The following is a 13,114-nucleotide window of genomic DNA, read 5'->3' on the forward strand; positions in this document are numbered from 1 at the left end:
GCAAGGGGGTTGGCGAAGCGACACGAAGTGCGCGAAGACTGGGGGTGTGCTGATGTTCGACTGGATGGTCTGGACCACCCCGGTGGCCGTGTTCTTCACCTGCATCGCATTGATGCTCGTCGGCATGACCGTGTGGGAGCTGAAGTCGCCCACGACGGTGCGCCGCGGCTGGCTTCCGATGGATACCACCCGGGGCGACAGGCTCTTCATCGGGCTGCTCATCGCCGCGTACATCAACCTGATCTTCATCGGCATCGCGGGCAAGCTGCAGGAGTGGATGAGCCTGGAAGCCGAGCCGTCGATCTGGATCAGCTTCGTCATCTCGATGCTCGTGCTCGCACTGATCATGAAAAAGGGCTGAGCTTCGGGATTCATGATTTTTCCAACGGACCGGCTCTCCGCTTTCCCGGAGCCGCCTCCGCAAGAACCGGGAAGCGCCACCGAGGAGACGACCATGAAGATTCGCTACACAGCATTGGCACTGGCCGCGGCGACTTTCGCCTTGCAGAGCGCCTGGGCCGGGGAGGCGGAAGCCAAGAAATGGATCGACAGCGAGTTCCAGCCGTCGAGCCTGAGCAAGGACCAGCAAACCGCTGAAATGAAGTGGTTCATCGACGCCGCCAAGAAGCTGCAGGACAAGGGCGTGAAGGAAGTGTCGGTGGTGTCGGAGACCATCACCACGCATGAATACGAATCGAAGACCCTCGCCAAGGCCTTCGAGGAAATCACCGGCATCAAGGTCAAGCATGACCTCATCCAGGAAGGCGACGTCGTCGAGAAACTGCAGACCTCCATGCAGTCGGGCAAGTCGATCTACGACGGATGGATTTCGGACTCCGACCTCATCGGCACGCACTACCGCTACGGCAAGATCCTGTCGCTCAGCGAATACATGGCCGGTGCGGGCAAGGAGTGGACGAACCCCGGCCTGGACGTGAAAGACTTCATCGGCACCAGCTTCACCACCGCGCCGGACGGCCAACTCTATCAATTGCCCGACCAGCAGTTTGCGAATCTCTACTGGTTCCGTGCCGACCTCTTCGCGCGCAAGGATCTGCAGGACAAGTTCAAGGCCAAGTACGGCTACGACCTCGGCGTGCCGCTCAACTGGAGCGCCTACGAGGACATCGCCGAGTTCTTCACGAACGACGTGAAGACCATCGACGGCAAGCCGATCTACGGGCACATGGACTACGGCAAGAAGGACCCGTCGCTCGGCTGGCGCTTCACCGATGCATGGCTCTCCATGGCCGGCACGGCAGACAAAGGCATCCCCAACGGCATGCCGGTGGACGAATGGGGCATCAAGGTCGCGGCGGACAAGTGCACGCCCGTTGGCGCCAGTGTGGCGCGCGGCGGTGCGACCAATTCGCCCGCGGCCGTCTATGCGCTGACCAAGTACGTCGACTGGATGAAGAAATACGCGCCCAAGGAAGCCACGGGCATGACCTTCGGCGAAGCTGGCCCAGTGCCCGCGCAAGGGCAGATCGCGCAGCAGATCTTCTGGTACACCGCCTTCACCGCCGACATGACCAAGGCCGGCCTGCCCGTCGTGAACCCCGACGGCTCGCCCAAGTGGCGCATGGCCCCCGGCCCCAACGGCCCGTACTGGAAGCAGGGCATGCAGAACGGCTACCAGGACGTGGGTTCGTGGACCTTCTTCAAGGGCCATGACGCCAACAAGACGGCAGCCGCATGGCTCTACGCGCAGTTCGTGACCTCGAAGACCGTCTCGACCAAGAAGAGCGTGGTGGGTCTCACCTTCATTCGCGAGAGCGACATCCGCCACGAGTTCTTCACGAAGAACGCCGACAAGTACGGCGGTCTTATCGAGTTCTACCGCAGCCCCGCGCGTGTGGCGTGGACGCCGACCGGCACCAACGTACCCGACTACCCGAAGCTCGCGCAGCTCTGGTGGAAGAACGTCGCTGAAGCCGTGACCGGCGAGAAGACGCCGCAGAAGGCCATGGACAACCTCGCCGATGAAATGGACCAGGTGATGGCCCGCCTGGAACGCGCCGGCATGGCCAAGTGCGCACCCAAGCTCGCGCCCAAGGGCGACCCGGCCAAGATGCTGAGTACCGAACACGCGCCGTGGAAAAAGCTCGACAACGAGAAGCCGAAGGGGGAGACGATCGATTACACGAAGCTTCTGACTGCCTGGCGCGAAGGCAAGGTGCGCTGATTGCGGGAATGGGGCACGCGTGAGAACTGGCGTCTCGCGCGTGTCCAGCCTTCAAGACGGATGGCGAAGAAGGAGCCGATCAACGGCATTGAGTGTTTCGTACGACTCCCTCAAGTCATCGAAAAGCGCCTCGTTGCTAGGGGCTGCCGCCTGGCCGTGCCAACCTGCACGGAAGTGCTCGAAGATCTCTCCGAACGACAGATTCCCGTCGATCATGCCCAGGAGTTTGGCGCCATAGCGTCCGGGATTGACGCGCACGCTGAGCCTTGCGTTCTCATGATTCAGGATGAACGGTTGTCCGCGATTGGTATTGAATACCCTGGCAACGATCTCACCGGTGAGTGGCTCGTGGAAATAGAAAGGTACCGCATTGATATCGCCGTAGGCTGCGGTGCGGTCGTCTGACGTCGCATAGAACGAGTGAGTGATGATGTCGCCTCCGAGCAGCTCAGCGACCTCGTACTGCTTGCGCCGCGGCATCGCCCGAAGTTCTGCGATGCGGTCGGGTGGCTTGCGTCCGAGCACCATGTGAGGCAGATACGGCGACCGACCGCGCGCGACGTCCGTGAATTCGAGATGGAGGCCGTGATCGTCTTGAAACCAGTCGAATATTTCTCCTGCCGTGTAGGCTCGATCCTGTGAATGCAGAAAAAGGTCGTAGATGCCCGCATCGCCCATCCGATGGTCATGGTGCAGATCCTGGCTGCGCCGGAACCAATTGCCCGGCGGAAGGCTGCCAAGGATGTCGCGGGTTGCGGCGATCTTTCGTGCTGGGTCTTCTTCGGCTCCGTTGATGAGGCGCATCAGCGACTGCGTCTGATAGATCGCGGTGCGACCGACGGCCGCGTACACCATGATGCCCAGTGCGCCGTCCGGCTTGAGCACGTGGCGCAGCGCGTGCAAACCCTGGTCTGGGTCCGCAAGGTGATGAAGAACGCCACTGCAGTTGACGTAGTCGAAAGGCGAGAGGCCGAGGGAAGGCAGATTCAGGATCGAGTCACGTATCCACTCGATGTTGCTCAACCCACGAACGCGGGCGCGTTCTCGCGCAATCGCGTTGCTGGCGTCGCTCAGGTCCAAGTGGACAATTGTGGCGTCGGTGTGCTTGAGTTGCTCAGCCAGGTAGATGGTGGCGTCTCCGGTGCCACCGCCGGCGACCAACGCTCGGAACCCCTGCCCAAAGGACTGCCGCCCCCCAAAGCAGTAGTGGTTGATCATCGGCAGGCTTTCGAGCCATGTACTGATCAGCCGCTTGCGTTCATCTTCGGGATCGCGGGGTGGGTATGGAAGCGTTTCGTATTGACGACGGACTTCTGGAATATGGTTTTCGGGCATCGGGTACCAAGATAGACAGGCGATCAGGGAGCAGATCCGCGAGCATACCGAACCAGCCTTCCTGGCCACCTGTTTCGCGCCCCCGTCGGCAGCAACCTGGCCTCCACGCACCCCGCTCACCGCGCCATGAACCCGATGACAAGCGCGTTCACCAAATCGATGAAGAACCCGCAGACCAATGGCACCACGATAAAAGCCCGCGGTGCGGCGCCATGGTCCCGCGTCACCGCGCTCATGTTCGCAATCGCCGTCGCGGTCGACCCCAGCGCGATGCCCCCGAAGCCTGCACAGATCACGGCCGACTCGTAGTCGCGTCCCATGAACCGGTAGACCACGAAGACGGTGAAGGCAATCGCCAGCACCACCTGCAGCACGACTGCCGTCAGTACGAAGGTCGCGACGCCTTGCATCTGCCACAGCTGCAGGCCCATGAGCGCCATGGTCAGGAAGACGCCGAGGCAGATGTCCGACACCAGGGACACCCCGGCGCGCATGCGGTCCCAGTGCCACAGCTGGCCCTTCTGCTTGGTGAACAACGAGGTTACGTTGCGAACCAGGATGCCGGCGAGGAGGCTGCCGACAAAGGCTGGCAGCCTCAACCCGGTCAGCGCGATGAGGTCACTGATGCCGCGACCGAGGATCAACGCCACGTTGAGCCAGAGCAGCGCCATCAGCACGCTGTTGTAGTCGAGACGGGCCCGGTTCTCGTCCTCGAAATGGGCTCCGGCCTCCAGTACGGCCTCGGCCGACGAAACGAGGTGGTGCCGGCGCATCAGGTAGGCGGCGATGGGGCCGCCGATCGCGCAGGCCGCGATCAGCCCCGCCATGTTGCTGGACAGGCCGATGACCTCGGCATTGGTGATGCCCAGGTCGCGAACGAAGTGCGGCACCCACGCCAGGGTGGTGCCCACGCCACCCGTGAGGGAGATCGAGCCCGTCAGCAGCCCCGCGCGGCGGTCCAGTCCGAAGCCGGTCGCCACGGCCATGCCGACCAGGTTCTGCGCCACGATGAAGACCGCGGCGAGTGCCAGCAGGATTGCCAGCGGCCGTCCGCCCTGGCTCAAGGTCCGCACGTCCGAACCCAGCCCGATGGCTGCGAAGAAGTACAGCAGCAGGATGTCCCGCACGCCGAGCTGGAAGTCGACCTTCAGCCCCATGGTCAGATACAACACGCTGACGATCGCGATGCACACCAGCCCGCCCAGAACCGGCTCCGGAATGCTGTAGCGCCGCAGCAACTCGAAGCGGCGCGTGCAGGCCTTGCCGACGAAAAGCAGCAGCACGGCGAGGGTGAAGCTGACGTAGGCGTCGAGATGGAGGTCTTGGGGCAAGTGCGTGCTCCTGTGAGGGGCGTGCGTCCGGCTGGACGGGCCAGGCGCTCATGATGGCAGATCAGTGAATTTTCACGAACCTCGTGCGCTATTGCCTCGCTCTGTCGGCCACTCTCATTTACATTGCCGCAATCTCCAATCAGTGCAGCACAGTGAATCCAATAGACAGAAGATCCCCCACCCAGCTTTGCGGCGGCATGCACCGATTCAGAAAAGCGCGTACGAAGGCCCATTCATGAAGAAGGTTCTTCGAGCGTGGACGTTCTGGATCCGGTCACATCTCAAGGAGGAATGCGGCGCCTATCTGGATCAATTCGTTTTGCCCGAATTGCGGCGACAGCCAGGAAACCTCCGTGCTGCGCCGCTGTTTCGGGATCTGACCGATGGCACCACGCAGGTGGTGGTGGCGTCGATCTGGGAATCGATGGAGCATATTCGCGCCTACGACGGAGGCAGTTCGGCGGGACCTACGCTCGACCCAGCCATTCGGGCGAAGATTCTCGACCGGGACACGATGGTGCGTCACTACGTCCTCGATTCGATCGATGATCCCGCCCTGGCGATGCTGGCGGCAGACGAGCTGAATGCAGGGTCCATGGGCAGCACGAACGCCTGACCCCTATCACTGCTCCATCGCCGCCCGCACTTCGCGCCCCAGTTCGATCACCGACATGGCGTAGTAGCTGCTCCAGTTGTAGCGGGTGATCACGTAGAAGTTCTGGGTGCCGGCGACGTAGGTGGCCGTCTCGCCGCCGTTCTGCAGTTCGATGAGCGCGAGCAGGCCCGTGTGTTTGAGCGCATCACCGCGCAGCACGGCGCCGCCGGCGACGAAGGCGTCGGCGCTGAAGGTCGGGACGATGTCGGGCGCCAGCAGCACGTTTTTCTTGAGCCGTGATTCGTCGAAGCTCACGGGAAAGGTCGGCGACATGCCGGGCTTCCAGCCGAAGGCCTTGAAGTAGTTGGCCACGGAGCCGATCACGTCGGCCGGGTTGTTGACCAGATCGATGCGGCCGTCGCCGTCGAAATCCACCGCGTACTTGGCGATGCTGCTCGGCATGAACTGGGGCATGCCCATGGCGCCGGCGTAGCTGCCGACGGGAGTCATCGGGTTTTCGGCGGTGCGGCTTTCGGTGCTGAGGAAGCTTTCGAGCTCGCCGCGGAAGAAAGCCCGGCGCTCGGCCGCGCGGGGATGGGTGTCGGGGAAGTCGAAAGACAGTGTGGCGAGCGCGTCGATGACGCGGAAGTTGCCCATGTTTCGGCCGTAGATGGTCTCGACCCCGATGATGCCGACGATGATGTCGGCGGGCACACCGGTCTTCGCTTCGGCGCGCGCGAGCGTGTCGGCGTTGTTGCGCCAGAAGCGCACGCCGGCCTGGATGCGCACGGGGTCGATGAAGCGGCTGCGGTAGACGTACCAGTTTTTGGGCGTGCCGGTCGGCGCAGGGAGCATCAGGCGCGGCACGTTGGGCAGTTGCCGCGCGTTGCCGATGGTTTCCCGTACCCACGCGCGGTCGAGATTGCGGCGCGCGGCGACTTCATCGGCGAATTGCATCGCATCTTCGCGCGTGGCGTAGGGGATGGCACCGCGCACCGGGCCATTGCGCTTTTCGGACTGAGTCTGCGCGGAAGCGGGCGCCGCCAGCAGGAAAGTGGTCGCCACGACGAGAGCCGTCGCGAGGGCGTGGGGGAGATGGCGTCGCATCGTGTTGATTGTGCCGCCCGCGTGGACGGCGTCTCCTGTGGACACAAGTGGTTTCAGCGGGGCCATGCCAGGCGGCGGAATTCGGCACGCAGCGCGGAGAGGGCATCGCCCGGCGCCTTGGCGTAGCGCTGGGCCTCGAGCCTGAGCAGCCAGTCGTACGCGGGCTGCGCGCTGGTGCCGAAGCGCTCGTCCAGCCGTGCGGCCATCTGGCGCGGCGGCGTTGCCTCGGGCACATCGATGCCCGCCTGCTTCAGCCGCGCCCGGGCCTGGCCCAGCAGGCGCAGCCAGGGGTCATGCTGGCTGCGCTCCCAGAGCGTCCAGGCAGCGCCGGCGAGGCTGGCGGTCACCATCAGCATGAGCAGCACGATCACGAGGTCCTGCAGGCTGGGTGCCTCGAAGCCGATGTTCTTGAGCAGGTCCAGCTGACGGCTCTGCGTGTAGTTGAGCACCCACTGGTTCCAGCCGTTGTTGATGGCCTCCCAGGTGGCGCGCAGGGTCTGCGACAGCGTCGGGTTCATGGCCTCGATCGCGCCGGCGAACAGGCCCGGCTGTGCCGCGAGCCGGCGGAACTGGCCGACGCGATCGGGCGAGATCGCACCGGTGGGGTCGACGCGAACCCAGCCCGAGCCCTCTTGCCAGACCTCGGCCCACGCATGGGCGTCGCTGTTGCGCAGCACCCAGTAGGTGTCGACGTTGTTGAGTTCACCGCCCTGGTAGCCGGTGACGATGCGCGCCGGAATGTCGAGCGCACGCATCAGCACCACGAAGGCCGAGGCGATGTGCTCGCAGAACCCTGCCTTGATGTCGAACCAGAACTGGTCGGCGGTGTCGTCGCCGTAGAGCCCGGGTTCGAGCGTGTAGGCGTACCCGCCTGTGCGAAGCCGTTGCAGCGCGGCCTGGACGAAAGCCTGGGTGGACGCGCCCGCCAACGCCGGGTCGCGACGCATTTGCGCCGCGAGCGCGACGGTGCGCGGGTTCGAGCCCGGCGGCAGTTCGACGTAAGGTTGCAGCGTGGACGTGCGACGCAGAGGGCCGCTTTGGAACTGCGTGAAGCTCTCCGCGCGGTAGCGGACGAGATCGCTGATGGGGCGGTTCGCGATCCATTGCAGCTCGGGCGTGCCGAAGATCTCGTAGCCCGGGACATCGGGCTTGGCCGGCGTGGCATCGAGCGTCAGCAGCCAAGCACGGTTGACGGGTTCGAGGGTGACTTCGTAGGCAGTCGCCTCGCCTCGCACACGGAGGTTTTGCGGCATGAAGCCGCGCGAGAACGGAGGTGGAGCGCTCCATTCGCGGCCGTCGAACCGCGACATCACGGGCCCGCGGAAGTACAAGGCCGAGCGCGGCGGGACGCGATTGCCATCGAACCGGATGCGCGCGGCGATGCCGTTGTCGAGCGCCAGCTCCGCAATGGTGCCCACGCGCATCGTGTTCGACAGGCCGGTGCGGCCGGCCATGGCGTCGCTGGGCGTGCCCCACAACGGTGCCATGCGGGGGAACAGCATGAACAGCACCAGCATGATCGGTGCGCCGAGCAGTGCCATCCATCCCGCGGTGCGCGCGGCCTGCGCCAGCGGCGGCTTGCCGACCGGCATGTGGGCATTGACCAGCGCGGTCAGCAGGCCCAGCAAGGCGAGCAGCATCGCGAGCGCCGTCATCAGCGATTGCGAATAGAAAAAGTTCGTGAGCATCGTGAAGAAGCCCAGGAAGAAGATCACGAAGGCGTCGCGGCGTGCGCGCAGCTCCAGCGTCTTGAGCGCGAGCAGTATCACGATCAGGGTGACGCCGGCATCGCGGCCGAGCAGCGTGCGATGGGTCGAATAGGTGGCGACCAGCGTGATCGCGAGGAGGGCGACTCGCCACCATTTGCTGGGCAAGGGCTTGGCCTGCACAGCCAGGGTGCCGCGCCACAGCAGGACGATGGCGGCGAGCATGCTGCACCACCAGGGCAGGTTGGGGACCTGCGGCAGGAGGATGAGACCGATGACCGCCAGGAGGAAGAGGGTGTCCCGGGCGTCCCTGGGCAAGCTTTGGAGACGGGGAATCAGCATGTCGCCAGCGCCTCCAGGCACCGCCGCTTGTGCGCTTCGCCCTGTGACGGCGCAACGACGCGTCCCGCGACGCGCAATCCGTAGTCGACGCCCAGTCGATCCGCCATCAGCACCCACGCGCAAAGCCGGGACAGGCGCGCCTCGGTGCCGGGCAGGCCCGTACCGTGCGCATCCAGCCAGAACTCCTGGCGCTGTGCCTGTTGCGTATCCCTGCTGACCAGGTCCTCGGAACCCGCGGCCTGGGCTTGCGCAGCGCGTTTCCAGACGACCAGTTTGAGCGGATCACCGCGCCGGTAGGCACGAACGCCGTCGTATTCACCCGCCAAGTGGGTGCGCGCCGGGGCGGACGCAGCCTGCCCGGGCAGCGGTTCGCCAGCCGGCAGCGGCGGCGGATTCATTTCCGGCGCGGGATAAACGAGCATCTGTGACGCCGGCCGCCAGACCGTCCACACGCGGAAGGTCCCGAGCGGGAAGCGGGTCTCCGCCGTGAGCGTCGGTACGGGATGGAGGCCACGCCGTTCAGGCCTGAACGCCACCTCGACCGTGGCGCTCCCTTGCGCGGGCACGTCGCTCCACGACCATTGCCCGCTGTGGTGGACCGCCAGCCCGATGCCGTAGCGCGTCGTGCGCCGTGCGTTGGTCAACACCACGCGAAAGACGGCGGCTGCGCCCGCGTACTGGGCGTCGGGCGGAATCAGGCGCATCGCGAGGCCACGCAGCGTGCCGTGGCACACGTGCATGCCGACCGCGACGCTGCCCGCCAGGAGAAAGGTCAGCAAATAGCCGAGGTTGAGCTGGTAGTTGATCGACGCGACCAGCAGCAGGAGCAGGGTGGCCGCCAGCATCCAGCCTGCCTTGGTCGGCAGGATGTAGACATTGCGCTGGGTGAGTTCGAGCGTGTCCGAGGGCGGCCGACGCGAGAGGAACCAGCGGTCGATACGCGAACGCAGCGGCGCGAAGGGGCGCGCGATCCGCGCGCGTGCCAGCGCCGGCGCTTTCACGGCAGCGGCACCGCTGCGGTCATGGCGCGTACCTGTTCCACCGCGCCGCGGCCGGCGTCGCCGACGGGCGTGAGGCGGTGCGCGATGGTTTGCGGCAGCACCGCTTGCACGTCGTCGGGCGCGACGTAGTCGCGGTTGGCGAGCAGCGCCTGCGCCTTGGCAGCGCGCAGCACGGCGATGCCGGCGCGCGGCGAGAGACCCTGGAGGAACCAGCGGCCGGAACGCGTCGCGGCGATCAGGTCCTGCACATAGCTGAGCAGTGGCTCGGCGCAATGCACCTGCAGCACGCGTTGCTGGAGCGCGGTGAGTTCGCCGGCGGTCAGCAGGGCGGGCAGCGAAGCGAGCATCTCGCGGCGATCGGCCCCGGCGAGCAGTTCGCGTTCGGCGGCGCGGTCCGGGTAGCCGAGCGAGATGCGCATCAGGAACCGGTCGAGCTGCGATTCCGGCAGCGCGAAGGTGCCCAACTGGTCGTGAGGGTTCTGCGTGGCGATCACGAAGAAGGGCGTGGGCAGTGGTCGCGTCTCGCCTTCGACAGTGACCTGCTTTTCTTCCATCGCCTCGAGCAGGGCGCTCTGGGTCTTGGGACTCGCGCGGTTGATTTCGTCCGCCAGCAGCACCTGGGCAAAGATGGGGCCAGGGTGGAACACGAAAGCCTGCTGGGCCCGGTCGTAGATCGCCACGCCCGAAAGATCGCCCGGCATCAGGTCGGCAGTGAACTGCACCCGTGAGAACTGCAGTCCGAAGGTGTGCGAGAGCGCATGCGCCAGGGTGGTCTTGCCGACCCCCGGAACGTCCTCGATCAGCAGGTGGCCGCCCGCCAGCAAACAGGCGACGCAGTCGCGTACCTGAGCCTCTTTGCCCACGATCACCGTGTTAAGCTGACCGAGCAAACTGGCGAGCTTCGCGGCGACGTCCATTTTTGTATCCATATGCAAACAATACCGTAACCCTTGCGGCCCCATGCCGCGTGAGGCTACGACGCGAGTCGATCCATGGGTAAAACTGGCTATTTCACACACCGCGATTGCTGGAAGCACGACATGGGGGCCGGCCATCCGGAGTGCCCCGCGAGGCTCGATGCGATCGAAGACAGATTGCTCGTCACTGGCGTCGGCGACGCATTGCAACGTGGTGAAGCGCCGCTCGCCACGCTCGCGCAGATCACCCGAGCGCACAGTGTTGCGCACATGGAGCATCTCGAAGCGCTGAGCCAGCGCCTGATCGAGGACGCACCGGCCGGCGGCCCGGACCACGCGCAGATCGATCCCGACACCGCGTTGACCCGCTTCACCGTGCTGGCCGCGCGCCGCGCCGCCGGTGCCGCGATCGCGGCGACCGACGCGGTGATGGCAGGCGAGATCGACAACGCCTTCTGCGCCGTGCGCCCGCCCGGTCACCATGCCTGCCGCGACAAGGCCATGGGCTTCTGCTTCTACAACAACGTTGCGATCGCCGCGCGCCATGCCATCGAAGAGCACGGGCTGGAACGCGTTGCCATCGTCGACTTCGACGTGCACCACGGCAACGGCACCGAAGACATCCTGAGCAACGATCCGCGCGTGCTGATGGTCGGCATCTTCCAGCACCCGTTCTATCCGTACAGCGGCACGGAGCACCCCGCGGCGAATATGCTCAACCTGCCGGTGCCGGCCTACACCCGAGGCATGGACGTGCGCGAGCTGATCGAGGCCTGCTGGATGCCGCGGCTCGAAGAGTTCAAGCCGCAGATGATCTTCGTGAGCGCCGGTTTCGATGCGCACCGCGACGACGACCTGGGCCAGCTCAAGCTCAACGAGCAAGACTTCGGCTGGATCACTAGCCGCATCGTCGATGTGGCGCGCCGGCATTCCAATGGGCGCATCGTGTCGATGCTCGAAGGGGGCTACAACCTCGACGCCTTGGCCCGCTGCGTCGAAGAGCATCTGCGGGTGTTGGCGGATCTCTAGCCCGGACCGATGGATTTCAGCGTCTTTACCCAAAGATTCAACGAGATCCATGCGCGCAGCGTGTGGATAGAAGTCGTCGTGTTGGTCGTTTGCGTCGGTGTTGCCTGGGCGGCATGCCGTTGGTTCGGGCGCGACCAGCCGAAGGATTCGATCTGGTTCGGCGAGCGGACCTTCGATGGCGTGCTGTTCCCGCTGGTGGCACTGGTGCTCACCGATCTGGCGCGACGTGGGACCTTGACCTTCCAGCCGGTGTTCGTGCTGCGCATCGCGGTGCCGGTGTTCCTCTCCCTCGCGGTGATTCGTTTCTTCGCGCTCGTATTGCGCGCCGTGTTTCCGGCTTCGGCCATGGCGCGGTTGGTGGAGCGGACCATCTGGTGGTTCGCGTGGATCGGGGCGGTGCTCTGGATCATCGGCTTGCTGCCGCCGGTGCTGGCGGAACTTGACGAGATCACGCTTGCCTTCGGGCGGACGCGGGTGAGCCTGCGCACCATCCTCAGCGGCTTGCTGTCGGCCGGGCTGGTGCTCGTGATCGCACTGTGGATCTCGTCGACCATCGAGAACCGCATCTTGCGGGAGGCGGTGCATGACCTGTCGATGCGCAAGGTGGCGTCGAATGCGGTCCGTGCGTTGCTGCTGCTGATCGGCCTGCTGTTCGCTTTGTCGGCGGTGGGTGTCGACCTGACGGCACTGTCCGTGCTGGGCGGCGCGCTGGGCGTGGGCCTGGGCTTCGGCTTGCAGAAGCTCGCGGCCAACTACGTCAGCGGGTTCGTGATCCTGCTCGAACGGTCGATCCGAATCGGCGACAACGTGCGGGTCGACGGTTTCGAAGGCCGCATCACGGACATCAAGACACGCTACACGCTGGTGCGCGCGGGCAACGGGCGCGAATCGATCGTGCCCAATGAATCGCTCATCACGAGCCGGGTCGAGAACCTTTCGCAGGCCGATCTCAAGTTCAACATCACGACCAACATCGTGGTGGGCTACGACAGCGACGTCGCGAAGGTGCAGGAGATCCTGTGTGCGGCTGCGGCGGCGCAGCCGCGCGTGATGACCGACCCGGCGCCGGTTGCCTTCCTCCTCAACTTTGTGCCGGACGGATTGGAGTTCAGCCTCAACTTGTGGGTGTCCGATCCGGACAAGGGCAGGGACAACCTCCGCTCGGCCATCAACATCGCGATTCTCCAGGGGTTGCGCGATGCCTGCATCGTCGTTGCCCACCCGCAGAGGGTGGTGCGCATCGATTCGTTACCGCCTATTGTGGTTCCAGCCGAGCAGGCTCGCCTATAATCGCAAAAAAGCACGATCGTTCGTTTTCCGGGCCACGACGTGCCACCCCGATTGAAATGGACAGTTCGCGCAGAGGCCGGCGCCTAAAATCTCCGGCTGCCCTGCACCCCCCCGGTTTCGCAATTCAATGGAGTCAACCCAATGAAGATCCTGGTCCCCGTCAAGCGGGTCGTCGACTACAACGTCAAGGTGCGCGTCAAGTCCGACGGCACCGGTGTGGACATCGCCAACGTCAAGATGAGCATGAACCCCTTCGACGAGATCGCCGTCGAAGAG

General features: G+C 64.9%; 11 protein-coding genes and 1 pseudogene. 6 read left to right on the forward strand and 6 right to left on the reverse strand.

The genetic code is table 11. The features are described 5' to 3' along the window. The first annotated feature begins 52 nt into the window (after positions 1-52). Positions 53-361 carry a DUF2160 domain-containing protein gene (locus QTI24_RS09885; RefSeq protein ID WP_286600088.1) on the forward strand — a complete coding sequence of 103 codons (309 nt, stop codon included), beginning with the start codon at positions 53-55 and terminating at the stop codon, positions 359-361. Between the two features lie 93 nt (positions 362-454). Then, entirely contained in the window at positions 455-2,185 is a 1,731-nt protein-coding gene (locus QTI24_RS09890) for an ABC transporter substrate-binding protein (protein ID WP_286600051.1), read from the forward strand. 51 nt (positions 2,186-2,236) lie between these two features. Here the strand turns inward: QTI24_RS09890 and QTI24_RS09895 are convergent, their stop codons facing one another. After that, positions 2,237-3,520 (reverse strand): class I SAM-dependent methyltransferase, encoded by a 1,284-nt coding sequence (locus tag QTI24_RS09895; protein WP_286600052.1) that lies wholly within the window; start codon positions 3,518-3,520, stop codon positions 2,237-2,239. Positions 3,521-3,636: 116 nt separating this feature from the next. Further along, complete coding sequence (gltS, locus tag QTI24_RS09900) at positions 3,637-4,851, reverse strand: sodium/glutamate symporter (protein WP_286600053.1); 1,215 nt, start codon at positions 4,849-4,851, stop codon at positions 3,637-3,639. 235 nt (positions 4,852-5,086) lie between these two features. On the opposite strand from gltS, the gene QTI24_RS09905 reads away from it, so the two are divergent. After that, positions 5,087-5,467: an antibiotic biosynthesis monooxygenase gene (locus QTI24_RS09905; RefSeq protein WP_286600055.1), complete on the forward strand. Its 381-nt coding sequence runs from the start codon at positions 5,087-5,089 to the stop codon at positions 5,465-5,467. A gap of 6 nt (positions 5,468-5,473) precedes the next feature. Here the strand turns inward: QTI24_RS09905 and mltB are convergent, their stop codons facing one another. Genes mltB through QTI24_RS09925 form a run of 4 tightly spaced genes read right to left on the reverse strand, consistent with a single transcriptional unit; the run spans position 5,474 to position 10,519 of the window. Then, entirely contained in the window at positions 5,474-6,553 is a 1,080-nt protein-coding gene (mltB, locus tag QTI24_RS09910; protein ID WP_286600057.1) for a lytic murein transglycosylase B, read from the reverse strand. Positions 6,554-6,606: 53 nt separating this feature from the next. Continuing rightward, positions 6,607-8,601 (reverse strand): transglutaminase TgpA family protein, encoded by a 1,995-nt coding sequence (locus QTI24_RS09915; RefSeq protein ID WP_286600058.1) that lies wholly within the window; start codon positions 8,599-8,601, stop codon positions 6,607-6,609. Further along, complete coding sequence (locus QTI24_RS09920; protein ID WP_286600060.1) at positions 8,595-9,602, reverse strand: DUF58 domain-containing protein; 1,008 nt, start codon at positions 9,600-9,602, stop codon at positions 8,595-8,597. The genes QTI24_RS09915 and QTI24_RS09920 overlap by 7 nt, the downstream gene beginning before the upstream one ends. Beyond that, positions 9,599-10,519: an AAA family ATPase gene (locus tag QTI24_RS09925; protein WP_286600061.1), complete on the reverse strand. Its 921-nt coding sequence runs from the start codon at positions 10,517-10,519 to the stop codon at positions 9,599-9,601. The genes QTI24_RS09920 and QTI24_RS09925 overlap by 4 nt, the downstream gene beginning before the upstream one ends. A gap of 75 nt (positions 10,520-10,594) precedes the next feature. Between QTI24_RS09925 and QTI24_RS09930 the strand changes: the two genes are divergently transcribed. The 3 genes and pseudogenes from QTI24_RS09930 to QTI24_RS09940 all read left to right on the forward strand — a co-directional run. Then, positions 10,595-11,548 carry a histone deacetylase family protein gene (locus tag QTI24_RS09930; RefSeq protein WP_286600062.1) on the forward strand — a complete coding sequence of 318 codons (954 nt, stop codon included), beginning with the start codon at positions 10,595-10,597 and terminating at the stop codon, positions 11,546-11,548. Between the two features lie 9 nt (positions 11,549-11,557). Further along, on the forward strand, positions 11,558-12,838 hold the full coding sequence (locus tag QTI24_RS09935) for a mechanosensitive ion channel family protein (RefSeq protein ID WP_286600063.1): 1,281 nt from the start codon (positions 11,558-11,560) through the stop codon (positions 12,836-12,838). A 141-nt stretch (positions 12,839-12,979) separates the two neighbouring features. Continuing rightward, positions 12,980-13,114, forward strand: a pseudogene (locus tag QTI24_RS09940) (electron transfer flavoprotein subunit beta/FixA family protein); the annotation flags it as partial.

Source organism: Variovorax sp. J22P240 (assembly GCF_030316855.1).
Classification (GTDB): domain Bacteria; phylum Pseudomonadota; class Gammaproteobacteria; order Burkholderiales; family Burkholderiaceae_C; genus Variovorax.

Excerpts from the sequence above, each read along its gene's own strand:
- mltB (WP_286600057.1), bottom strand. The coding sequence starts at position 6,553 with ATGCGACGCCATCTCCCCCACGCCCTCGCGACGGCTCTCGTCGTGGCG.
- QTI24_RS09885 (WP_286600088.1), top strand. The coding sequence starts at position 53 with ATGTTCGACTGGATGGTCTGGACCACCCCGGTGGCCGTGTTCTTCACC.
- QTI24_RS09930 (WP_286600062.1), top strand. The coding sequence starts at position 10,595 with ATGGGTAAAACTGGCTATTTCACACACCGCGATTGCTGGAAGCACGAC.
- QTI24_RS09935 (WP_286600063.1), top strand. The coding sequence starts at position 11,558 with ATGGATTTCAGCGTCTTTACCCAAAGATTCAACGAGATCCATGCGCGC.
- QTI24_RS09905 (WP_286600055.1), top strand. The coding sequence starts at position 5,087 with ATGAAGAAGGTTCTTCGAGCGTGGACGTTCTGGATCCGGTCACATCTC.
- QTI24_RS09890 (WP_286600051.1), top strand. The coding sequence starts at position 455 with ATGAAGATTCGCTACACAGCATTGGCACTGGCCGCGGCGACTTTCGCC.
- QTI24_RS09925 (WP_286600061.1), bottom strand. The coding sequence starts at position 10,519 with ATGGACGTCGCCGCGAAGCTCGCCAGTTTGCTCGGTCAGCTTAACACG.
- QTI24_RS09895 (WP_286600052.1), bottom strand. The coding sequence starts at position 3,520 with ATGCCCGAAAACCATATTCCAGAAGTCCGTCGTCAATACGAAACGCTT.
- QTI24_RS09915 (WP_286600058.1), bottom strand. The coding sequence starts at position 8,601 with ATGCTGATTCCCCGTCTCCAAAGCTTGCCCAGGGACGCCCGGGACACC.